We start from the raw sequence: 20,152 nt of genomic DNA, 5'->3' as shown, positions 1-20,152 counted from the left end.
CGGGACGGGGACGCGGGTGGTCCGGAACGGGCCATTATGCGGATTTCACGCCGCCCGGCCCACCTCCACCAGGTGCCGCTCGGCCCCCAGCCCCGGTACGTCCAGCGGATGGACCGCCAGCGCGGCCCAGCCGGCGGGCAGGGCGGCGATCTCCTCGGCCGGGGCCACGCCCTTCATCGCCAGCAGGCGGCCGTCGGCGGCCAGCAGGTGGCCGCCGACCTCCAGGATCCCGGCCAGGGTGTCCAGGGCGCGGGCGGTGATCTGGGCGTAGGCGCCCGGCTCGGCCACCACCTCGGCCCGCGATTCCAGCACCCGGGCGTTGCCCAGCTTCAACTGGCGCACCGCCTCGCGCAGGAACCGGGCCTTCTTGCCATTGCTCTCCACCAGGGTCACCTGCACGTCCGGGCGGGCGATGGCCAGCGGGATGCCGGGCAGCCCGGGGCCGGTGCCCAGGTCGGCCAGCGCCCCGGGGCGCACGTAGGGGTGCATGGCCAGGGAATCGAGCAGGTGGCGGGTGACCATCTCCTCCGGGTCGCGGATGGCGGTCAGGTTGTAGGTGCGGTTCCAGCGCAGCAGCAGCGCCAGGTAGTCCAGCAGCGGGGGGGCCAGGGCCGGGTCCAGGCCCAGCGCGGCCAGGCCGTCGGCCAGCCGCCGGCGCAGCGGTTCGGGGAGAGGGGTATCCATGGGCGCGATTATCGCCCGCCGCGGCTAGTCCCGTGGGCGCCAGGCCAGGGCGGCGTGGTAGCCGTCCTGCGGGATCCACTCGTGCAGCTGCCAGTCGCCGGCCGCACCCAGGCCCGGGTCGCAGGCATGCAGGCGCAGCGGCGCGCCGGGGTCTCCGGCGCGGAATTCCAGCCGGTGCAGGCCGAAGGCCAGGCCGCGGCCGTGTGCCTTCAGCACCGCCTCCTTGGCGCACCACAGGCGCACAAACTCCGGCTCGCGCAGTTCCGCCGGCAGCGCCTGCAGCCACTCCGCCTCGGCAGGGGCGAAGAAGCGCCGCGCCAGTTCCAGCGCGCGCGGACGCGGCCGGAAGCGCTCCAGGTCCACGCCCAGTACCACCTCACGCCCGAACGCAAGCAGCAGGCGCTCGCCGCTGTGGCTCCAGCCGGCATCGAAGTCGTCGTACGGCGCGAGCAGGCGCGGCCGCCCATGCGCGTCGCGTTGCAGGGGCAGCGGCTCCTCCGGCGCGCGCTGCAGCCAGCGCGCCAGGGTGGCATGCACCTGCGGCTCGCCGCGCTGCCCGGGTGCGTAGGGCAGCGCGTGCACCTGCACCGGGCCGAAGCGCCAAGCCTCAGCCATGGCGGCATCCCGCGCGATGCGCGCGTGCATGCGGCGGATGCATCCCTTGCACGGTAGCTTCACGGCAGCGGGGGTCTGATTGGCCCGCACCCCCGCAGCCGCGGGGTGACCTACGCGGACTCGAGGAGAGGGACGTCATGGGCATCATCATCTGGTTGATCGTGGGCGGTATCGTCGGCTGGCTTGCGAGCCTGATCATGCGGCGCGACGCGCAGCAGGGCATCCTGCTGAACATCATCGTCGGCATCGTCGGCGCGGTGCTGGCCGGATGGATCTTCGGCGGCGGCATCAACGAAGCCATCACCATCCGCACCTTCCTGTTCTCGCTGATCGGCGCGGTGATCCTGCTGGCGATCGTCAACCTGTTCACGCGCGGACGCGTGCGCTGAGCCGGCAAAACGGAACGACGAGGAGGCGTGGGCCCGGGATTTCCCGGGCCTTCGCCTTCCCGGGCCCCGCTCAGGCGGCCAGTTCGATCCATGCCGGGGCGTGGTCGCTGGGCCGCTCCCAGGTGCGCGGCTCGCGGTCGATGCCGGCGGCGGCGACCTGTCCCCGCAGCGCTTCGGACACCAGGGTCAGGTCGATGCGCAGGCCGAGGTTGCGGCGGAACGCGGCCATCCGGTAGTCCCACCAGCTGAACACCCCGCCCTCCTGGTGCAGCAGGCGGTAGCCGTCGTGCAGGCCCACGTCCAGCAGTCCGCGCAGCGCGGCGCGCTCGGCGGCGGAGGTGAGGATGTGGTTCTCGTTCCACACCGCCGGATCGTGCACGTCGCGCTCGTCCGGGGCGATGTTGAAGTCGCCCAGCACCACCAGCTTCGGGTGCTGCCGCGCTTCCTGCTCCAGCCAGTTCCGCACCGCGGCCAGCCACGCCAGCTTCAGTTCGTACTTCTCGGTACCCACGTCCTGGCCGTTGACCACGTACAGGTTGACCACGCGCAGGTCGCCGATGGTCGCGCTGATGGCGCGCTTGTGCTCGTGCTCGAACCCGGGGACGCCGACCAGCACGTCGCGCGGCGCCTCGCGCGAGAGGATGGCCACGCCGTTGTAGGTCTTCTGCCCGGAGAACACGCTGCGGTAGCCCAGCGCGGCCAGGGTCGCGTCCGGGAACTTGTGGTCCTCCAGCTTGGTTTCCTGCAGCCCGACGATGTCCGGCGCGAAGGCGCGCAGCCACTGTTCCAGGTGCGGCATGCGCACGTTGAGCGAGTTGACGTTCCAGGAGGCGATCTTCATGGCGACGCAGGCATGGGGCGTGCGCGCATTATCCGGGTTTTGCGCCGCGGCGCTGGACTTCGCCGCCGATCCGCGCACCATCTGCGGCAGGCCCCCGACACCTTGCCCCTCCCGAGCATGCGCACCTGCACCGACCTGGCCGCCGCGATCGGCCACACCCCGCTGATCCGCCTGCGCCGCGCCTCGGAGCTGACCGGCTGCGAGATCCTCGGCAAGGCCGAGTTCCTCAACCCTGGCGGCTCGGTCAAGGACCGCACCGCGCTGGGCCTGCTGCTGGATGCCGAGCGCAGCGGTGCGCTGCGCCCGGGCGCGACCATCGTCGAGGGCACCGCCGGCAATACCGGCATCGGCCTGGCGCTGCTGGGCGCCAGCCGCGGCTACCGCACCATCATCACCATGCCCGCCACCCAGAGCCGGGAGAAGATCGAGGCCCTGCGCGTGACCGGGGCCGAGGTGCGGCTGGTGCCGGCGGTGCCCTACGCCAACCCGGAGCACTACGCGCACCAGGCGCGGCGCCTGGTCGAGCGGATGAACGCCGGGGCGCCGGGCAGCGCCTGGTTCGCCAACCAGTTCGACAACACCGCCAACCGCGACTTCCACCAAGCCACCACCGGGGTGGAGATCTGGGAGCAGACCGGCGGCCGCATCGACGGCTTCGTCTGCGCCACCGGCACCGGCGGCACCCTCGCCGGCGTGGGCCGCGCGCTGAAGGCGCGCAAGCCCGGGGTGGCCATCGCCCTGGCCGATCCGGCCGGCTCGGCGCTGGCCAGCTACGTCAACACCGGGGAACTGACGTCCGAAGGTGGTTCGATCACCGAGGGCATCGGCTCCAGCCGGATCACCGCCAACTTCCGGGACGCGCCTGTGGATTACGCCTGGTCGATCCCGGACAGCGAATCGCTGCCCTGGGTACACGAGCTGATGGCCCACGAAGGCCTGGGCGTGGGCGGCTCCAGCGGGGTGAACATCGCCGGCGCGGTGCGCCTGGCGCGGGAACTGGGCCCCGGGCACACGATCGTCACCGTGCTGGCCGACGGCGCCACCCGCTACCAGGGCAAGCTGTTCAACCCGGCCTTCCTGCGCGGCAAGGGCCTGCCGGTGCCGGAGTGGCTGGAGCGCGCGTTCCCGGAACCGGCCTGAGGCTCAGGCGCCGGGGGCCTGGTCCAGCGCCGGCACTGGCGCACCCTCGCCTTCGCCGTCGCGCATCAGGCGCGCGGCCATCCAGGCCGCGGCCAGCATCATCGCCGCACCGAACACGGCCACCGCGCGCATGGCATCGGTGAACGCGGTGCGCGCGGCCTCGGCGAACGCGCCGCCGTCGGCCAGGCCGCCGGCCACCGACATCGCCCCGCCCAGGGTGGCCAGGGCGCGTGCGCCCTCGGCCGGTTCCAGGCCCGCCGGCAGCGCCGGGCCCAGCCACAGCCGGAACAGCAGCATGCCGGCGCTGCCGAGCACGGCGATGCCCAGCGCACCGCTCAGTTCGGCGCTGGTCTCCGACAGCGCCGAGGCCGCCCCGGCGCGCTCCGGCGGCGCGGTGGTGATGATCAGCTCGTTGCCCACCGTCATCACCGGTGCCAGGCCGATGCTCATCGCGATCATCCCGGCGACCAGGAACCACAGCGCGTGCGGCGGCGTCACCAGCGCGGTGACGACGAACCCGGCGGCGGCCAGCACCAGCCCGCGCACCATCACCCGGCGCGCGCCCCAGTGCCGCGCCAGCCGCGGCGCCAGCAGCGAGCCGGCGGTGAAGCACACCGACCACGGGATGGTGGCCAGGCCCGCCTGCAGCGGGGTCAGTCCCAGCACCAGCTGCAGGTACTGGGTCATGAAGATGTAGACGCCCATCATTGCCAGGCCGGTGAGGGCGTAGGCCATGATCGCGGCGGAAAACGCCGGGCGCCGGAACAGGGTCACGTCCAGGAACGGATACGGCAGGTGCCGCTGCCGGCGCACGAACATCGCGCCCAGGGCGATGCCGGCCAGAAGCACGGCGATGCCGCGTGGATCCACGCCATGTTCGGCGATGCGCTTGAGCCCGTAGACCACGGCCAGCACCGCGCCCAGCGACTGCAGCATGCTGGCCAGGTCCAGCCTGCCGGCGTCGGGGTCGCGGTACTCCGGCAGCAGCTTCGGCCCCAGCACCAGCAGCAGCACCATCACCGGCACCGCGGCCAGGAACACCGCGCCCCACCAGAACCATTGCAGCAGCAGGCCGCCGACCAGCGGGCCGATCGCGCCGCCGACCGAGAACGCGGCGATCCACACGCCGATCGCGAACTGGCGCTCGTGCTCGTCATGGAACATGTTGCGGATCAGCGACAGGGTCGAGGGCGCCAGGGTCGCGCCGGCCACGCCCAGCAGGGCGCGCATCGCCACCAGGGTTTCCGCGCTGCGCGAGAACGCGGCCATGACCGAGGCCACGGCGAACGCGGCCGCGCCGGCCAGCAGCAGCTTGCGCCGGCCGATGCGGTCGCCCAGCGTGCCCATGGTGATCAGGAAACCGGCCACCAGGAAGCCGTAGATGTCCACGATCCACAGCAGCTGGCTGGCGCTGGGATCCAGCTGCGCGCTGATCGCCGGCAGTGCCAGGTTCAGCACGGTCAGGTCCATCGCGTAGACCAGGCAGGGAAGGGCGATGATGGCCAGGCCGATCCATTCGCGGCGGGTGGCCTTGGGGGCGGAAAGTGGCTGGGGCATTGTCTCGGGGAAAGCTGGGAGCCTGCCACTGCGACGAGCGGCATGCGGGGTTTTCGACGGACGGCGCCCAGGCCTCCGGTGCCGGGACTACCGCAGCAGGAATCCGATGAGGCGCGCCAGCCTTGCGTAGGGCGGCCGCAACAGGTCACTGGCGCTGCGCCGAGGTTGCCACAGCACCGGCAACTGCTTGCTGAAGGCATCGAAGCCGGCGCGGCCGTGGTAGGCGCCCATGCCGCTGGGGCCGACGCCGCCAAACGGCAGGTGCTCGGCGGCGAAGTGCAGCAGGGTGTCGTTGACGGTGACGCCGCCGGCCAGCACCGAGCCGAGCACCCGCTCGATCTCGCCGCGCTCGGCGGAGAACGGGTACAGCGCCAGCGGCCGCGGGCGCGCGTTGACGAAGCCGATAGCCGCCTCCAGCGAGTCCACCGCCAGCACCGGCAGGACCGGGCCGAAGATTTCCTCGCGCATCAGCGCGATGTCCTCCGGCGGGTCCAGCACCAAGGTCGGCGCGAACAGGCGCCGCGCCGGGTCGTGGCCATCCACCAGCGGCAGCACCTCGCAACCGCGCGCGCGGGCCTCGTCCAGCCAGGCCTGCAGGCGCGCGAACTGGGCCTGGTCGATGATCCGGGTGTAGTCGCCGGCCTGCCCGGACAGGTCCCCGTAGCGGGCCAGGGCTTCGGCGCGCAGTGCTGCGACCAGGGCATCGCGGCGTTCGCGGCCGCCGACCACCAGCGCGTAGTCCGGGGCGATGCAGGTCTGGCCGCCGTTGAACCACTTGCCCGTGGCCAGGCGCGCGGCGGCCCGTTCCGGCGGATACGAGGGACAGACGATGGCCGGCGACTTGCCTCCCAGCTCCAGGGTCAGCGGGGTGAGGTTGGCCGCCGCGGCGGCCATGACCTTGCGCCCGACCGCGGTCGAACCGGTGAACACCAGGTGGTCCAGCGGCAGCGCGGCGAACGCCGCGCCGACGTCGGCGCCGCCCTGGGCCACGGCCACGCGGTCGGCGGGGAACACCTCCTGGAGCAACTCGCGCAGGAAGCGCGAGGTGGCGGGCGTGGCCTCGGAGGGCTTGAGGTAGACGTGGTTGCCGGCGGCGATCGCGGTGGCCAGCGGCACCAGCGCCAGGTTCACCGGGTAGTTCCACGGCGAGATCACCCCGACCACGCCCAGCGGCTCGCTGCGCAGCTGCGCGCGCGCCGGCCACAGCCGCCAGCCGGCCGAAACCCGGCGCGGCCGCATCCAGCCGCGCAGGTTGCGCAGCAGCAGGTCGATGGTGGACAGCACCGGCATGGCCTCGGCCAGCAGGCTTTCCTCGCGCGGGCGGTGGCCGAAGTCGGCGGCGATCGCTTCCACCATCCGCGGCAGGCCCGCCTTCAGCGCCGCGCGCAGGGCGCGCAGGTCGTCGCGCCGCTGCGCATAGCCGGGGCGCTGCCCTTGCCAGGCCGCGCGCAGGCGCTGCAGGGTGGGCGCGAGTTCGGCCACCGCGGTGGGCGGGTCGACGGGCAGGGACTTGGCGGGGGCGGCAGGGGCATCCATGCGCGCAGTGTAGGGCCGCGCGCCGCCGCGCCTACAATGCGCCCATGCAAACGCCCAACCTGCGCCCCTACCTCGAACGCTCGCCCGTGCTCGGCCAGCGCGTGTACCTGGACCCGGCCGCCGTCGTGATCGGCGACGTGGAGCTGGGCGACGACGTCTCGGTGTGGCCGGGCTGCGTGCTGCGCGGCGACGTCAACCACATCCGCATCGGCGCGCGCAGCAACATCCAGGACGGCACCATCATCCACACCAGCCACCACAGCCCGTACAACAAGGGCGGCTACCCGACCCTGGTCGGCGAGGACGTGACCGTCGGCCACGGTGCGATCCTGCACGCCTGCACCATCGCCGACCTGTGCCTGGTCGGCATGGGCGCCCGCGTGCTCGACGGTGCCCGGGTGGAGAAGTACGGCTTCGTCGGCGCGGGCGCGGTGGTCGGTCCGGGCAAGGTGGTGGGCGAGGCCGAGCTGTGGCTGGGCAATCCGGCGCGCTTCGTGCGCAAGCTGGGCGAGCGCGAGATCGAGAGCCTGCATTACTCGGCCGCGCACTACGTGCGCCTGAAGGACGCCTACCTGGGGATGGCGCCGGCCGGCTGATCCGGCGTGGTGGCCGCCTCCAGCGCGGCCAGGATCGCCAGCGCCTCGGCGCGGCTGGCGCCGCACATCTCCGGGCCCGGGCGCAGCGAGGCGCACACGGCCGGCCGTTCCGGACGGCCGAACAGGCGGCAGCGCAGGGCCGCGTCCAGTTGCGGGCAGGGCATGCCCGCCGGCTTGCCGTGCGGCAGGCCGGGGATCGCCGAGGAGATCGACGGGGCGGTGCAGCAGGCGGCGCAACCGCTGCGGCACGCGAAGGCGGGGGCTGCCGGCGGATGCATGCGCCCAGTGTAGGCCCTGGTGGCGCCCGTCTGGGGCGGAGCCCCGCCGCATTTGACCGCCAGGCGGCGCTCCACCTTTGCAGGCTGGGGTTCGTGGTCGCGTGACCTTCTTCACTGGCTGGCAGGAATGGGTCGGCGAGGATGGACCGGTCCTTCGAGAGGAGTTGCGCAATGAGCAACGGACCCGGCTCCGCGGGCAACGTGATTGCCGCCATCTGCAGCCTCGTCGTGCCCGGCCTGGGCCAGCTGGTGCAGGGGCGGGTGCTTTCGGCCGTGCTGTGGTTCCTGGCCGCCTGCATCGCCGGCGCCCTGACCTGGCTGCTGACCCTGTCGCTGTTCCCGTTCGGCTGGTTCGTGGTCAGCGTGCTGTCGTGCATCAGCGCCGCGGTGTATCGCCGGCAGGGTGCCTGAGCCGGGCTTTGCGCGGCCCGCTCAGGCCGCGCGTGGCCCTGCCGCGCTGATCGCGCGCAGCGCGCCCCAGCCCAGCAGGGCCAGGCCCACCGCGGACGCCAGCGCAAACAGCATCACCGCCGCGCTGTACAGCGCCAGCCAGGTGCCCAGGGATTCGCCGCCGCCGGCCATGCCGCGGGCCAGCACCCAGCCCTGGCCGAGGCTGGCCAGCAGGCGCAGCAGGGACGCGAGCAGGACCACCAGGGCGCCGGCCACGGCCAGCCTGCGGCCGGGGGCGCCGGTGCGGGTACGGATGCGCAGAAGGGCCAGCACCAGGCTGGCGGCCAGCAGTTCCGGCAGCTGGTAGGCCAGCATGGTCAGCAACTGGGTCGGCATCTGCTGGCCTCAGTCCGCGGTGACCAGGCGCGCGTGTTGCGCGTGCAGTTCCTCGTACACCGGCTGGGTGTCCGGGCGCACGCCGTGCCAGGCCTCGAAGGCCTCGGCCGCCTGTTCGACCAGCATGCCCAGGCCGTCGACCACGCGCAGGCAGCCGGCGGCGCGCGCCCAGGCCAGGAACGGGATCGCCGCCTCGCCGTAGTTGATGTCCACCGCCACGGTGCGGCTGTTGACCAGGGTGATCGGGGCGTTGAACGCGCCGGCGCCGGTGCCGCGCGCGGCCGAGGTGGCGTTGACGATCAGCTCGAAGTCGCCCTGGTTGGCAAGGTCGTCCCAGTAGCGCGAATAGGCGCGGCCGGGCTGGCCCAGCGCGTCGACCAGGGCGTCGGCGCGCGCGGCGGTGCGGTTGACCACCGCCAGTTCCAGCACGCCGGCCTCCAGCAGCGCGCCGGCCACGCCGCGCGCGGCGCCGCCGGCGCCCAGCAGCAGGGTGCGGCGGCCGCGCAGGTCCAGGCCGTGGCGGCCGGTGAGGTCGCGCACCAGGCCGGCGCCGTCGGTGTTGTCGCCATGCCACTGGCCGTCGCGCCAGGTCAGGGTGTTGACCGCCTGCGCGGCGCGCGCGCGCGGGGTGAGGCTGGCGCACAGCGCGTGCGCCTGTTCCTTCAGCGGCATGGTGACGTTGCCGCCGCGGCCACCGCCGGCGGCGAACGCCGCGAGGATGTCGGCGAACGCTTCCGGCGGGGCATCGATGGCCGTGTACTGCAGGGCGATGCCGGTCTGCCGGGCGAAGGCTGCATGGATCCGCGGCGACAGCGAATGGGCGATGGGGTGGCCAAACACGGCATAGCGGGCTTCGGGCATGGCGTCCTCGACGTTGCGGTGGTGGGGCCGATGGCGGCTAGACTGCCCGGCCCGGGACTACGGACCGAGCCATGCGAAGCCACCTGCGGACGGCCCTTTGCCTGAGTCTACTCCTGCCGGCCAGTGCGTCCGGCTTGGCCGAGTTTGGCATCGAGGGCCTGTGGACCGTGTCCACGCGCGACGATGAGCTGCGCGGCAGCGTTTCCCCGGACGGGCAGTGGCTGGCCTGGGCCAGCGACCGTGCCGGTGGCGCCGGCGGCATGGACCTGTGGATCGCCCGCCGCGACGGCATCCGCTGGGTCGATCCGCAGCCGCTGCCGTTCAACACCCCCGGCACCGAGACCGAGCCGGCGTTCTCGCCGGACGGACGCTGGCTGTACTTCGCCTCCGAACGCGAGGATGGCCGCGGCGGCCTGGACCTGTACCGGGTGGCATTCGACGGCCAGCGCTGGGGCACGCCGGAGCCGCTGGTCGCGCTCAACACGCCGGGCAACGAGCATTCGCCCACGCCCTCCGCGGACCGCCTGCTGTTCGCCAGCGATGGCCACCCCGGTGCCGGAGGGCTGGACCTGTACGCCGCGCGGATCCTTCCCGATGGCAGTTTCGTCCTGGCCGGCGCCCTGCCGGGCGTCAACACCCGGATCGACGAGCTGGACGTGCTGGCGCTGGACGGCGGCCGCGCGCTGCTGTTCGCGCGGCGCGATCCGGCCAGTGGCCGCTCGCGCCTCCACCTGGCCGCCTGCCGGGGCGTGGCTTATGCCGCGCAGGGTCCATGGGGGCTGTCCTTCAACACCGAGGACCGCGACACGCGGGCGCCGGTGGTCGATCTTTCGCGCCCGGCCGACCTGCTGGTCACCGGCTCGGCGCCGGCGCCGAAGGCCGGCAAGGGTGATCTGTACCGGGTCGCCGTGCCGACCCTGCGCGGGGCCGACGGCTGCATGCCCGGCGCCTGAGCGCCGGGCCGCCCGCAGGCCGGCGTGGCTCAGTCCTCGCGCAGCCAGCGCGCCACGTCCAGCGCGTAGTAGGTCAGTACGCCGTCGGCGCCGGCACGCTTGAACGCCAGCAGCGCTTCCAGCGCGCAGGCCTTCTCGTCCAGCCAGCCGTTGGCGGCGGCGGCCTTGAGCATCGCGTACTCGCCGCTGACCTGGTAGGCGAAGGTCGGCACGCCGAAGGCGTCCTTCACCCGGCGGATTACGTCCAGGTAGGGCAGGCCCGGCTTGACCATGACCATGTCCGCGCCCTCGGCGATGTCCAGCTCCACCTCGCGCAGGGCCTCGTCCGAATTGGCCGGGTCCATCTGGTAGGTGAACTTGTTGCCCTTGCCGAGGTTGCCGGCGCTGCCGACCGCGCTGCGGAACGGGCCGTAGAACGCGCTGGCGTACTTGGCCGCGTAGGACATGATCCGGGTGTTGATGAAACCGGCGTTCTCCAGCGCCTCGCGGATGGCGCCGATGCGGCCGTCCATCATGTCCGAGGGCGAGAGGATGTCGACGCCGGCCTCGGCGTGCACCAGCGACTGCTTGACCAGCGCTTCGATGGTCTCGTCGTTGAGGATGTAGCCGGACTCGTCGATCAGCCCGTCCTGGCCATGGGTGGTGTACGGGTCCAGCGCCTGGTCGCTCATCACGCCCAGCTCGGGGAAGCGCGACTTCAGGGCGCGGATGGCGCGCGGGACGATGCCGTCCGGATCCCAGGCGATGCGGCCGTCGGCGGTCTTGGCTGCCGGATCGGGCACGCCGAACAGGTCCAGCACCGGCACGCCCAGCTCCAGCGCCTGCTCGGCCACGCGCAGCAGCTCGTCGATCGACAGCCGCTCCACGCCCGGCATCGAGGGCACCGGTGCGCGGCCCTTCTCCTCGTGGACGAAGACCGGGTAGATCAGGTCGTTGGTGGTCAGCACGTTCTCGCGCATCAGGCGGCGGGAGAACTCGTCGCGCCGCATCCGGCGCGGGCGGATCAGGGGATAGGACATGGATGGCTCCTTGCAGGCCTGGAATGATACGCCCCGGGCCGGCGCCGCTTTCCCGGACCGATTGTCCCGCCCGCCGGGCGGTTCGCGGCCGATTCACCCGGCCGGGGGGAACATCCGGCCACCACCATCGGACCCAGGGGGAACCGCCATGCGCCACATGAAGCCACTTATCGCCGCGTCCCTGGCCGGCCTGCTGCTGGCCGGCTGCGCCGGCACATCCAAGGTCATGCTGGGCCAGGCGCGGCCGCCGATCGACCCGTCCCAGGTGCAGATCTACTCGGTGCCGCCGCCGGGCTCGCAGGACATCGCCCAGCTGGAAGCCTCCAGCGCGGTCGGCTTCGGCACCCAGGGCCAGACCGACGCTGCGGTGGCGCGGCTCAAGCGCGAGGCCGCGGCGCTGGGCGCCAACGGCGTGGTGCTGGTGGGCGTGGGTTCGTCCGGCTCGCCGGTGGGCATGTCGGTGGGCGCCGGCAGCTTCGGGCGCCACACCGCCGGCGGCCTCAGCGTGGGCATCCCGACCACGCAGAAGAAGGCGGCCGGCGTCGCCATCTGGGTGCCGCCGGGGGCGGTGGCGCCGCAGCCGGAACCGGGCAGCCGGCCAGGGGCCTCCGTGCCGGTGGAACCGGGCAACTGAAAGCAGGAACGCCGGCCCTGGGCCGGCGTTCCTGTCCTGGGGGCCGCTGCGGCTGTGGCCCGGACGAGCGAAGCGCGTCCGGGAACAAAGCCGCGCCTCAGCGCCCGGGCTTGAGGCAGCGCCCGAAGAAGTCCTCGGCCAGGCGGTAGCGGTGCAGCGCGTCGGCGCCGGACAGGCCGTGGCGGGCACCGGGGTAGGCCATCATCTCGAACGGCTGGCCGCGCTTCTGCAGCGCCGACATCACCGCGGTGGCGTTGGTGAACAGCACGTTGTCGTCGGCCATGCCGTGCAGCAGCAGCAGCTTCGGCGCCTTGGGGCCGACCAGGCCGTCGATGTGCTCCAGCACGCGCGCGGCGCGGTAGCCGTCCGGGTTGAAGGCCGGCAGGCCCATGTAGCGCTCGGTGTAGTGGGTGTCGTACAGGCCCCAGTCGCTGACCGGGGCGCCGGCGATGCCGCAGGCGTAGGCATCGGTGCGCGCCAGCAGCATCAGGGTCATGTAGCCGCCATTGGACCAGCCGTGCACGCCGATGCGCGCCGCATCCACCCACGGCTGCGACTTCAGCCACTCGATGCCGCGCAGCTGGTCGTCCACCTCCACCGTGCCCTGGCGGCGGTACAGCGCGCCGCCGAAGTCGCGGCCGCGGCGCGGGGTGCCGCGGTTGTCCAGCGAGAACACCACGTAGCCGTTCTGCGCCAGGTACTGGTTGAACATGCCGTCGCCGCGGCCGGCCCAACTGCGGGTCACGGTCTGGGTGGCCGGGCCACCGTAGACGTAGACCACCACCGGGTATTTCTTCCCGGGGTCGAAGCCGGCCGGGCGGATCAGGCTGTAGTGCAGCTCGGTGCGGCCGTCGGCCGCGGCCAGGGTGCCGAACTCCACCGGCAGCTGCGCCTGGCGGTAACGCGCGAACGGATGCGCCGGATCGGCCGGGTCGTTGCGCAGCAGGGTAGCCAGGCGGGTGCCGTCGTTGCGGTACAGCTCGGTCTGCGGCAGGGTGGATTCGTTGGACCAGTAGTCCACGTACACGCTGGCGTTGCGCGCGAAGCTGGCGCCGTGCATGCCCGGCTCCTTCGACAGCTTCTCCACCGCGCCGCCGGCCAGCGGCACGCGGTAGACGTGCTTCTCCAGCGGCGAATCCAGGGTGCCGGAGAACCAGGCGTAGCCAGCCTCGGCGTCCACCGCCAGCAGCTCGTCCACCACCCATTCGCCGGAGGTCAGCGCGGTCAGCTGGCTACCGTCCTCGCTGGCGATGTACAGGTGCTGGTAGCCGCTGCGCTCGGAGGCCCACAGGAAGCGGCCGTCGGGCAGGAAGCGCAGGGCGTTGTGCAGCGGCACCCAGGTCGGCGAGGTCTCGGTCACCAGCACGCGCTGCCGGCCGCTGGCCAGGTCGGCCTCGACCAGCTCCAGCCGCTGCTGGTCGCGCGACTGGCGCTGGAAGGTCAGGCGCTGCGGGTCGCGCCAGTCCACCCGCGGCAGGTAGATGTCCTGTTCCTTGCCCAGGTCGATCCAGCGCGGCCTGGCGCCGGCGCGCGGGGCGATGGTGGCCAGCTGCACGCGCACGTTGGGATCGCCGGCGGCGGGGTAGCGCTGGTCCACCACCACGGTGCGGTCGGCGTGCACCTCGTGGCGCTGGCGCAGCGGCACGGGCGATTCGTCGATGCGGATGAAGGCGATGGCGCTGTCGTCCGGCGCCCACCAGTAGCCGGTGTGGCGGCCCATCTCCTCGTCGGCCACGAACTCGGCCACGCCGTTGGCGATGGTGTCGCTGGCGTCGTGGGTCAGGCGGATCTCGCGGCCGCTTTGCAGGTCGATCACCCACAGGTCGCGGTCGCGCACGAAGCTGGCGTAGCCGCCGCGCGGGGACAGCTTGGGGTCGGTGGCGAAGCCCTTGCCCGAGGTCAGCTTGCGCACCGCCTCGCGACCGCCGCGGGCCAGGTCGTACAGGTACAGCTCGCCGCCCAACGGGAACAGCAGCGACTTGCCGTCCGGCGACCACTGGTAGTCGACGATGCCGGAATAGGCGGCGATGCGCTGGCGCTCGCGCCGCGCCTTTTCCGCCTCGCTGAGCACTTCCTCGCCCGGCAGCACCACGCTGGAGTCCACCAGCATGCGGGTCTGGCCGCTGGCCACGTCGTATTCCCACAGGTCCAGGCGGTTGCGGTCGTTCTCCTTGCCACGCAGGAAGGTCACCCGCGCGCCGTCGGGCGAAACCTTCGGCTTCATCAGCGTCGGGCCGGACAGCGGCGCGCTGCCGGTGATCGCCTCGAGGGTGAGCTTTTCTCCCGCCGGCGCGGCGGTGGCAGGGGCGGGTTGCGTCATGGCGAAGGCAAGCAGCAACGGCGAGACGAGGGCCGGGAAGAAGGCAAGGCGCATGCAGGCATCCGGTAAGGCGACATCCGGGCATTGTAGACGGCGTGCGCCGGACCGCGCCGCGCGTGGCGCGCCGCCGCTACCGGGGCCGCAAGGCGCATCGCGGCGGTGCTGCGCGCACGCCAGGATTGACAGCCGTGGCGTGTCCCAGCAGAGTCCCGCCGCGGGCTTGCATGGACGCGCCCGGGCAGCGCCGCAGGACTGCGGCGGCGAGCCCCGGCCGGCCTGTGGCCCTTCCGGTCCGGCCTGTTGGGGGATGCATTGAAGGTTTCGCGATTGCTGGCGGCGGCGTCCATGCTCGCCGCGATGACCGTGGTCGATGGCGCATGCGCGCTGACGGTCGCCGACTACGAGGCGCAGCGGGATTCGGCCGATCCGGAAGTGCGCATCGCCCAGGGCATCTACCTGCTGGGACTGGGCAACGGCTTCACCTATGCCAATGCCGCCCTGGCCACCGGCGGCCAGCGTCCGCTGTACTGCGCGCCGCCGAAGCTGGCGCTGAACGAGGACAACTACCGGCGGATCATCGACGAGGCCCTGCGCAAGGCCCGCGAGGACGGCCGGGTGCGCGACGAGGAGCCGGTCGAGTTGTTCCTGCTGATCGGCCTGTCCCGCACCTTCCCCTGCGCCTAGGCGCGAGGAACGCGGATCGCGGCGCCACGGCATTACCCCGTCTGCCGCGGCGGGCGTGGCCCGGGCCGGGTGCGGGAGGCGTTCCGGCCGGGCATGTCCTGGTCCAACACCGCCCCGGGTGTGGGCGCTGGTGGCGGGCGCGGGCACGAGGTTCTTCCATTGCCCGCGCAAGTGCCTGCCGTCGCTGCGTACGGGCTGGTTGCCGCCCGGAACGGCTTCCGGCGGCGCCCGCCGCACCCGATAATCCGTCGCCCGACACGGGTCGGAAGTCCGCGCCATCCCCGCGGATGGCGCTTCTCGCATGCGTCTTGAGCAAGGAACGTTTGTGGCGAAAGTCAGGGGGAATCCGCTAGTCAACTGCCCGCATTGCCAGCAGGCCATCGGCGATGAGCACCATCGCATCTGGTGCACCGCCTGCGGCAACAACCTGCCGCGCGAGGTCCTGGAACAGATCCCGGGCCTGCGCGCCGAACTGCAGCGGCTGGACCAGGAGGCGGCGGCGCGCGCGGCCGCGGCCGCCAGCGAGGTGCCGGACAGCGAGGGCCGGAACGCCAAGTTCCTGGGCCGGGCGCTGGGCTGGGTCACCGTGGTCGGCGCGGTGGTGTGCGTGGTCGGGTCCGGCTTCGATCCGTTCTGGATGCTGCTGGCCCTTGGCGGCACCCTCAACGGCCTGTTCTTCGGCTACCTGCTGTCCAAGGTCGGCAGCATCCTGCTGCACCTGGAGCGGCAGCAGGCGGCCGCCGCACCGGCCGCGCCGGCCGGCGAGGGCTGAGCCGCCGGCCGCGGCGCCGCGTTGCACGGGCGGCCACGCCGGGTGGCCGCCCGCTGCCTCAGCGGCCGAACAGGTGCTTGCGCTCTTCCTCGGTCAGCGGCTTGCCGGCGTTCGGGTTGACCTGCCGGGTCAGGGCGTAGGCACGCTGGGTGGCCGGGCGCGCGGCGATGCTGGCGTGCCAGCGGCGTACTTCCGGATACGGCTCCAGGTCCAGCGGTGCCTTCGTGTACGGGTTGATCCACGGATAGGCGGCCATGTCGGCGATGGTGTAGTCATCGCCGGCGATGAAGGCGCGGCCCTGCAGCCGCCTGTCGAGCACGCCCAGCAGGCGCTGCACCTCGCGGGTGTAGCGGTCGATCGCGTACTCGATCCGCTCAGGCGCGTACACGGTGAAGTGCCCGTACTGGCCGGTCATCGGGCCCTGGCCGGCGATCTGCCAGGCCAGCCACTGGTCCACCTCGACGCGGCCGCGCAGGCCTTCGCCGCCGAAGCGGCCGGTCTTGTCGGCCAGGTAGCGCAGGATCGCGCCGGACTCGAACACGGTGACCGGCTCGCCCAGGTCGTTGGGCTCGCGGTCGATGATCGCCGGCATCTTGTTGTTGGGCGAGAACGCCAGGAACTCCGGCCTGAACTGGTCCCCCTTGCCGATGTCCACCGGCTTGATGGTGTAGGGCAGGCCGGATTCCTCCAGGAACAGGGTGATCTTGTGGCCGTTGGGGGTGGGCCAGTAGTACAGCTCGATCATGCGCTTGCCTCCGCTTCGGAACGGCGAGTGTAGGGCCGCGGAGGGCATGGCCCCGTGGGCGCCGGTGGTCCGCTGCGTTGCAGCCGGGGCCCGCCGCCGGGACCGCCCCGGCGCCCGCCGGTCCGCCGGCCGCTTGGCAGCCGGGCCGGCGCGCCGCTAACCTGCGCCGTCTTTTCCGCAGTGCAGCACCCACCCATGTCGCAGCCCACGCCCCGCCGCCCGCTCAGTCCGCTGTCCTCGCTGATCTTCGCCTCGCGCTGGTTGCAGCTGCCCCTGTACCTGGGCCTGATCCTGGCGCAGTGCGTCTACGTGTTCCTGTTCGCCAAGGAGCTGTGGCACCTGGTGCACGACGCGCCGAGCATGGGCGAGCAGCAGATCATGCTGATCGTGCTGGGCCTGATCGACGTGGTGATGATCTCCAACCTGCTGGTGATGGTGATCGTCGGCGGCTACGAGACCTTCGTCTCGCGCCTGGGCCTGGAAGGCCATCCGGACCAGCCGGAGTGGCTGAGCCACGTCAACGCCTCGGTGCTCAAGGTGAAGCTGGCGATGGCGATCATCGGCATCTCCTCGATCCACCTGCTGAAGACCTTCATCGCCGCCGGCACCCTCAACGGCCTGCCGTTCTGCCCGCCGGAGCTGGTCGCCACCGCCGCCTCCAACGTCGGCGCGGCGCGCTGCAACGCCCTGACCACCGACGGCGTGCTGTGGCAGACCGTGATCCACATCGTGTTCATCCTGTCGGCCATCGGCATCGCCTGGACTGACAAGTTGATGACCCATACCAGCCACAAGCGCGAGCACGCCGGCCACTGAGCCGCGCGCTGTGGCCGCCACGGCGGCACGGCAACGCACCGGAGGGCCGCCACGGGGCGGCCCTCCGTCGTTCAGGTATCCGCGGAACCCGCGCAGGCCGCGCCAGGCCTCGCTCCGCGGCCATCGGGGCGGCCTGCGGGCGCCGGCCGCGGGCACGCGTCTCACGGCTTGCGCCCTGCTTCCCCGTAAAATGCGCGGATGGATGTCTCCCACCTTCTCGACGGCCTCAACAGCGCCCAGCGCGAGGCCGTCTCGGCCCCGCCCGGCCATTACCTCGTGCTGGCCGGCGCCGGCTCCGGCAAGACCCGCGTCCTCACCCACCGCATCGCCTGGCTCAACGAGGTCCACGGCGTGCCGGCGCACGGGATCCTCGCGGTCACCTTCACCAACAAGGCCGCCGGCGAGATGCGTTCCCGCGCCGACATGCAGCTGCGCAACGGCAGCCGCGGCATGTGGATCGGTACCTTCCACGGCATCGCCCACCGCCTGCTGCGCCTGCACTGGAACGAGGCCAGGCTGCCGGAGTCGTTCCAGGTGCTGGACAGCGACGACCAGCAGCGCCTGGTCAAGCGCGTGGTGCAGCAGCTGGAGCTGGACGAGGGCCGCTTCCCGCCGCGCCAGATCGCCTGGTGGATCAACGCGCAGAAGGACGAGGGCCGCCGCCCGCAGCACATCCAGGCGGTCAACGACCCGTGGACCGAGTCCATGCGCCGCGCCTACGAGCTGTACCAGGAGCGCTGCGACCGCGCCGGCCTGGTCGACTTCGCCGAGCTGCTGCTGCGCGCGCACGAGCTGCTGCGCGACAACCCGGCCCTGCTGGGCCACTACCGCGCCCGCTTCCGCGAGCTGCTGATCGACGAGTTCCAGGACACCAACGCCATCCAGTACGCCTTCGTGCGGGTGCTGGCCGGCGACAGCGGCCGCGTGTTCGTGGTCGGCGACGACGACCAGGCCATCTACGGCTGGCGCGGCGCCAGGGTGGAGAACGTGCAGCAGTTCCTGCGCGATTTCCCCGGCGCGCAAACCATCCGCCTGGAGCAGAACTACCGCTCCACCGCCAACATCCTCAACGCCGCCAACGCGGTGATCGCGCACAACCCCGACCGCATCGGCAAGCAGCTGTGGACCGACAGCGGCGAGGGCGAGCCGGTGGACGTATACGCGGCCTACAACGAGATGGACGAGGCCCGCTTCGTGGTCGAGCGCATCCGCCAGTGGGTGCGCGACGGCGGCAGCTGGCGCGAGGCGGCGGTGCTGTACCGCTCCAACGCGCAGTCGCGCGCGCTGGAAGAGGTGCTGCTGTCCGAACAGGTGCCGTACCGCGTCTATGGCGGCATGCGCTTCTTCGAGCGCGCCGAGATCAAGGACACGTTGGCCTACCTGCGCCTGGTCGCCAGCCGCGCCGACGACGCCGCGTTCGAGCGCACGGTCAACACCCCGGCGCGCGGCATCGGCGACCGCACCCTGGACGAGATCCGGCGCCGCGCCCGCGAGCACTCGCAGTCGCTGTGGGATGCGGCCACCGCGCTGGTGGCCGAGAACGCCCTGGCCGCGCGCGCGCGGAATGCCGTCGCCGGCTTCCTTGCCCTGATCGAGGCACTGGACGCGGAAACCGCCGACCTGGCGCTGAAGGACCGCGTGGACCACGTGCTGGCCTGCTCCGGCCTGCGCCAGCACTGGGCCAGCGAGGCCCGCGGCCAGCTCGACGCCGAGTCGCGCCTGGAGAACCTGGACGAGCTGGTGTCGGTGGCCTCGCGCTTCTCCCGCGCCGAGCTGGACGACGACCAGGAAAGCATGAGCGAGCTGGTCGCCTTCCTGTCCTATGCGGCGCTGGAGGCCGGCGAAGGCCAGGCCCAGGCCGACGAGGACGGGGTGCAGCTGATGACCCTGCATTCGGCCAAGGGCCTGGAATTCCCGCTGGTGTTCCTGGTCGGCGTGGAAGAGGGCGTGTTCCCCAGCAGCAAGTCGTTGGAGGAGCAGGGGCGGCTGGAGGAGGAGCGGCGCCTGGCGTACGTGGGCATCACCCGCGCGCGGCAGAAGCTGGTGCTGACCTATGCCGAGAGCCGCCGCATCCACGGCATGGACATGTACGGCCTGCCCTCGCGCTTCCTGCGCGAGATCCCCGGGCACCTGCTCAACGAGGTGCGCCCGCGGGTGCAGGTGGCGCGGCCGATGGCGGCGCCACCGCGCACCCAGGTGCACCCGGCGATCGAGGCCCCGGCCATCGCCCTGGGCCAGGCGGTGGTGCATCCCAGCTTCGGCCGCGGCGTGGTCACCGATTACGAGGGCAGCGGCGCCCACGCCCGGGTGCAGGTGAACTTCGACGAGGCCGGCAGCAAGTGGCTGGTGCTGGCCTTCGCCAAGCTGCAGCCGGTCTGAGCCGGCGGCCCGGGCGGGGCGGCGGCGTATCTGCCGCCATCACGCCCGCGGGGGTGCAATATGCGCAGTCCCGCGCCTGGAGGCCGCCATGTACCGACGCATCCTGATCGCCACCGACGGTTCCGAGCTGGCCGGCAAGGGCCTGGACCACGGCCTGGACCTGGCCCGCGCGGTGGGCGCGCACGTGGTCGTGGTCACCGTGACCGAGCCGTGGATGCCGGCCTTCGACGACGCTCTTGCGCTGTCGGCCGATCCGGACATGCAGCGCGAATACCGTGAAGGCTGCGAGCGCTCGGCCCAGCGCATCCTCGCCGATGCCGCCGCCCAGGCGGCCGCCGCCGGCGTCGCCTGCACCACGGTGCACGTGCCCGACGGGCATCCGTCGGACGCCATCGTGCATGCGGCCGGGGAGCAGGGCGCCGACCTGGTGGTGATGGCCTCGCACGGTCGTCGCGGCCTGGGCAAGGTGCTGCTGGGCAGCCAGACCGAAGCGGTGGTGGCGCGTTCGAAGGTGCCGGTGCTGGTCGTGCGCTGAGCGTGCGCGGCC

Annotated in this window: 22 protein-coding genes; 11 read left to right on the top strand and 11 right to left on the bottom strand. The window is 72.5% G+C overall.

Going from position 1 to position 20,152, the window contains the following annotated elements; genetic code table 11:
* Positions 1–45: 45 nt before the first annotated feature.
* A complete protein-coding gene (rsmG, locus tag PSEJ31_RS0108460; protein ID WP_051403699.1) occupies positions 46–684 on the bottom strand; it encodes a 16S rRNA (guanine(527)-N(7))-methyltransferase RsmG in 639 nt (212 codons plus the stop codon).
* Between the two features lie 24 nt (positions 685–708).
* On the bottom strand, positions 709–1,299 hold the full coding sequence (locus PSEJ31_RS0108455; RefSeq protein ID WP_232211004.1) for a 4'-phosphopantetheinyl transferase superfamily protein: 591 nt from the start codon (positions 1,297–1,299) through the stop codon (positions 709–711).
* Between the two features lie 137 nt (positions 1,300–1,436).
* On the opposite strand from PSEJ31_RS0108455, the gene PSEJ31_RS0108450 reads away from it, so the two are divergent.
* Positions 1,437–1,688 (top strand): GlsB/YeaQ/YmgE family stress response membrane protein, encoded by a 252-nt coding sequence (locus PSEJ31_RS0108450; protein ID WP_019398340.1) that lies wholly within the window; start codon positions 1,437–1,439, stop codon positions 1,686–1,688.
* 70 nt (positions 1,689–1,758) lie between these two features.
* Here PSEJ31_RS0108450 and xth read toward each other — a convergent pair whose 3' ends face one another.
* A complete protein-coding gene (gene xth, locus PSEJ31_RS0108445; protein WP_019398339.1) occupies positions 1,759–2,529 on the bottom strand; it encodes an exodeoxyribonuclease III in 771 nt (256 codons plus the stop codon).
* A gap of 117 nt (positions 2,530–2,646) precedes the next feature.
* Here xth and PSEJ31_RS0108440 point away from each other — a divergent pair, with 117 nt between their 5' ends.
* Complete coding sequence (locus tag PSEJ31_RS0108440) at positions 2,647–3,669, top strand: cysteine synthase A (protein ID WP_019398338.1); 1,023 nt, start codon at positions 2,647–2,649, stop codon at positions 3,667–3,669.
* 3 nt (positions 3,670–3,672) lie between these two features.
* Here the strand turns inward: PSEJ31_RS0108440 and PSEJ31_RS0108435 are convergent, their stop codons facing one another.
* Positions 3,673–5,226 (bottom strand): MFS transporter, encoded by a 1,554-nt coding sequence (locus PSEJ31_RS0108435; RefSeq protein WP_028915210.1) that lies wholly within the window; start codon positions 5,224–5,226, stop codon positions 3,673–3,675.
* An 87-nt stretch (positions 5,227–5,313) separates the two neighbouring features.
* Positions 5,314–6,762, bottom strand: coding sequence for a coniferyl aldehyde dehydrogenase (locus PSEJ31_RS0108430; RefSeq protein WP_051403698.1), 1,449 nt, complete (start codon positions 6,760–6,762; stop codon positions 5,314–5,316).
* 44 nt (positions 6,763–6,806) lie between these two features.
* On the opposite strand from PSEJ31_RS0108430, the gene PSEJ31_RS0108425 reads away from it, so the two are divergent.
* Entirely contained in the window at positions 6,807–7,358 is a 552-nt protein-coding gene (locus tag PSEJ31_RS0108425; RefSeq protein WP_028915208.1) for a gamma carbonic anhydrase family protein, read from the top strand.
* On the opposite strand, the gene PSEJ31_RS15860 is transcribed toward PSEJ31_RS0108425, so the two are convergent.
* Positions 7,331–7,636 (bottom strand): hypothetical protein, encoded by a 306-nt coding sequence (locus tag PSEJ31_RS15860; protein ID WP_019398334.1) that lies wholly within the window; start codon positions 7,634–7,636, stop codon positions 7,331–7,333. The two genes, PSEJ31_RS0108425 and PSEJ31_RS15860, sit on opposite strands and share 28 nt — an antisense overlap.
* A gap of 171 nt (positions 7,637–7,807) precedes the next feature.
* On the opposite strand from PSEJ31_RS15860, the gene PSEJ31_RS0108415 reads away from it, so the two are divergent.
* The gene (locus PSEJ31_RS0108415; protein ID WP_028915207.1) at positions 7,808–8,047 is read left to right on the top strand and encodes a hypothetical protein; all 240 of its coding nucleotides are present in this window, start codon (positions 7,808–7,810) and stop codon (positions 8,045–8,047) included.
* Between the two features lie 21 nt (positions 8,048–8,068).
* On the opposite strand, the gene PSEJ31_RS0108410 is transcribed toward PSEJ31_RS0108415, so the two are convergent.
* Both PSEJ31_RS0108410 and aroE read right to left on the bottom strand, forming a co-directional pair.
* Positions 8,069–8,422, bottom strand: coding sequence for a hypothetical protein (locus PSEJ31_RS0108410; protein ID WP_232207903.1), 354 nt, complete (start codon positions 8,420–8,422; stop codon positions 8,069–8,071).
* 9 nt (positions 8,423–8,431) lie between these two features.
* On the bottom strand, positions 8,432–9,283 hold the full coding sequence (gene aroE / locus PSEJ31_RS0108405; RefSeq protein ID WP_028915206.1) for a shikimate dehydrogenase: 852 nt from the start codon (positions 9,281–9,283) through the stop codon (positions 8,432–8,434).
* 71 nt (positions 9,284–9,354) lie between these two features.
* Here aroE and PSEJ31_RS0108400 point away from each other — a divergent pair, with 71 nt between their 5' ends.
* Positions 9,355–10,236 (top strand): PD40 domain-containing protein, encoded by an 882-nt coding sequence (locus PSEJ31_RS0108400; RefSeq protein ID WP_028915205.1) that lies wholly within the window; start codon positions 9,355–9,357, stop codon positions 10,234–10,236.
* 29 nt (positions 10,237–10,265) lie between these two features.
* On the opposite strand, the gene hemB is transcribed toward PSEJ31_RS0108400, so the two are convergent.
* Positions 10,266–11,255 carry a porphobilinogen synthase gene (hemB, locus tag PSEJ31_RS0108395; RefSeq protein ID WP_028915204.1) on the bottom strand — a complete coding sequence of 330 codons (990 nt, stop codon included), beginning with the start codon at positions 11,253–11,255 and terminating at the stop codon, positions 10,266–10,268.
* A gap of 157 nt (positions 11,256–11,412) precedes the next feature.
* Between hemB and PSEJ31_RS0108390 the strand changes: the two genes are divergently transcribed.
* Positions 11,413–11,889, top strand: a complete 477-nt coding sequence (locus PSEJ31_RS0108390; protein WP_125108996.1) for a hypothetical protein — start codon at positions 11,413–11,415, stop codon at positions 11,887–11,889.
* A gap of 97 nt (positions 11,890–11,986) precedes the next feature.
* Here the strand turns inward: PSEJ31_RS0108390 and PSEJ31_RS0108385 are convergent, their stop codons facing one another.
* Positions 11,987–14,209, bottom strand: coding sequence for a S9 family peptidase (locus PSEJ31_RS0108385; protein WP_028915203.1), 2,223 nt, complete (start codon positions 14,207–14,209; stop codon positions 11,987–11,989).
* Between the two features lie 345 nt (positions 14,210–14,554).
* Between PSEJ31_RS0108385 and PSEJ31_RS0108380 the strand changes: the two genes are divergently transcribed.
* A complete protein-coding gene (locus PSEJ31_RS0108380) occupies positions 14,555–14,893 on the top strand; it encodes a hypothetical protein (RefSeq protein WP_028915202.1) in 339 nt (112 codons plus the stop codon).
* Positions 14,894–15,218: 325 nt separating this feature from the next.
* Complete coding sequence (locus PSEJ31_RS0108375; protein ID WP_019398325.1) at positions 15,219–15,665, top strand: zinc ribbon domain-containing protein; 447 nt, start codon at positions 15,219–15,221, stop codon at positions 15,663–15,665.
* Between the two features lie 58 nt (positions 15,666–15,723).
* Here PSEJ31_RS0108375 and PSEJ31_RS0108370 read toward each other — a convergent pair whose 3' ends face one another.
* Positions 15,724–16,410 (bottom strand): glutathione binding-like protein, encoded by a 687-nt coding sequence (locus PSEJ31_RS0108370; protein ID WP_019398324.1) that lies wholly within the window; start codon positions 16,408–16,410, stop codon positions 15,724–15,726.
* Positions 16,411–16,605: 195 nt separating this feature from the next.
* Here PSEJ31_RS0108370 and PSEJ31_RS0108365 point away from each other — a divergent pair, with 195 nt between their 5' ends.
* The 3 genes from PSEJ31_RS0108365 (at position 16,606) to PSEJ31_RS0108355 (ending at position 20,140) form a co-directional block, all read left to right on the top strand.
* Positions 16,606–17,226: a TIGR00645 family protein gene (locus PSEJ31_RS0108365; RefSeq protein WP_028915201.1), complete on the top strand. Its 621-nt coding sequence runs from the start codon at positions 16,606–16,608 to the stop codon at positions 17,224–17,226.
* 198 nt (positions 17,227–17,424) lie between these two features.
* The gene (gene uvrD / locus PSEJ31_RS0108360; RefSeq protein ID WP_028915200.1) at positions 17,425–19,605 is read left to right on the top strand and encodes a DNA helicase II; all 2,181 of its coding nucleotides are present in this window, start codon (positions 17,425–17,427) and stop codon (positions 19,603–19,605) included.
* A gap of 88 nt (positions 19,606–19,693) precedes the next feature.
* Entirely contained in the window at positions 19,694–20,140 is a 447-nt protein-coding gene (locus PSEJ31_RS0108355) for a universal stress protein (RefSeq protein WP_019398321.1), read from the top strand.
* Positions 20,141–20,152 lie beyond the last annotated feature (12 nt).

The sequence above is a fragment of the Pseudoxanthomonas sp. J31 genome (assembly GCF_000510725.1).
Taxonomy (GTDB): Bacteria; Pseudomonadota; Gammaproteobacteria; order Xanthomonadales; family Xanthomonadaceae; genus Pseudoxanthomonas.
Note: the sequence above shows the minus strand (reverse complement) of the source record. Positions and strands in the feature narration are given on the sequence as shown.

Coding starts and splice junctions, on each gene's coding strand:
- PSEJ31_RS0108365 (WP_028915201.1), top strand. CDS start 16,606: ATGTCGCAGCCCACGCCCCGCCGCCCGCTCAGTCCGCTGTCCTCGCTG.
- PSEJ31_RS0108430 (WP_051403698.1), bottom strand. CDS start 6,762: ATGGATGCCCCTGCCGCCCCCGCCAAGTCCCTGCCCGTCGACCCGCCC.
- PSEJ31_RS0108390 (WP_125108996.1), top strand. CDS start 11,413: ATGAAGCCACTTATCGCCGCGTCCCTGGCCGGCCTGCTGCTGGCCGGC.
- rsmG (WP_051403699.1), bottom strand. CDS start 684: ATGGATACCCCTCTCCCCGAACCGCTGCGCCGGCGGCTGGCCGACGGC.
- PSEJ31_RS0108425 (WP_028915208.1), top strand. CDS start 6,807: ATGCAAACGCCCAACCTGCGCCCCTACCTCGAACGCTCGCCCGTGCTC.
- uvrD (WP_028915200.1), top strand. CDS start 17,425: ATGGATGTCTCCCACCTTCTCGACGGCCTCAACAGCGCCCAGCGCGAG.
- PSEJ31_RS15860 (WP_019398334.1), bottom strand. CDS start 7,636: ATGCATCCGCCGGCAGCCCCCGCCTTCGCGTGCCGCAGCGGTTGCGCC.
- PSEJ31_RS0108385 (WP_028915203.1), bottom strand. CDS start 14,209: ATGACGCAACCCGCCCCTGCCACCGCCGCGCCGGCGGGAGAAAAGCTC.
- PSEJ31_RS0108455 (WP_232211004.1), bottom strand. CDS start 1,299: ATGGCTGAGGCTTGGCGCTTCGGCCCGGTGCAGGTGCACGCGCTGCCC.
- xth (WP_019398339.1), bottom strand. CDS start 2,529: ATGAAGATCGCCTCCTGGAACGTCAACTCGCTCAACGTGCGCATGCCG.
- aroE (WP_028915206.1), bottom strand. CDS start 9,283: ATGCCCGAAGCCCGCTATGCCGTGTTTGGCCACCCCATCGCCCATTCG.
- PSEJ31_RS0108410 (WP_232207903.1), bottom strand. CDS start 8,422: ATGCCGACCCAGTTGCTGACCATGCTGGCCTACCAGCTGCCGGAACTG.
- PSEJ31_RS0108400 (WP_028915205.1), top strand. CDS start 9,355: ATGCGAAGCCACCTGCGGACGGCCCTTTGCCTGAGTCTACTCCTGCCG.
- PSEJ31_RS0108370 (WP_019398324.1), bottom strand. CDS start 16,410: ATGATCGAGCTGTACTACTGGCCCACCCCCAACGGCCACAAGATCACC.
- PSEJ31_RS0108435 (WP_028915210.1), bottom strand. CDS start 5,226: ATGCCCCAGCCACTTTCCGCCCCCAAGGCCACCCGCCGCGAATGGATC.
- PSEJ31_RS0108415 (WP_028915207.1), top strand. CDS start 7,808: ATGAGCAACGGACCCGGCTCCGCGGGCAACGTGATTGCCGCCATCTGC.
- PSEJ31_RS0108450 (WP_019398340.1), top strand. CDS start 1,437: ATGGGCATCATCATCTGGTTGATCGTGGGCGGTATCGTCGGCTGGCTT.
- hemB (WP_028915204.1), bottom strand. CDS start 11,255: ATGTCCTATCCCCTGATCCGCCCGCGCCGGATGCGGCGCGACGAGTTC.
- PSEJ31_RS0108440 (WP_019398338.1), top strand. CDS start 2,647: ATGCGCACCTGCACCGACCTGGCCGCCGCGATCGGCCACACCCCGCTG.
- PSEJ31_RS0108380 (WP_028915202.1), top strand. CDS start 14,555: ATGCTCGCCGCGATGACCGTGGTCGATGGCGCATGCGCGCTGACGGTC.
- PSEJ31_RS0108355 (WP_019398321.1), top strand. CDS start 19,694: ATGTACCGACGCATCCTGATCGCCACCGACGGTTCCGAGCTGGCCGGC.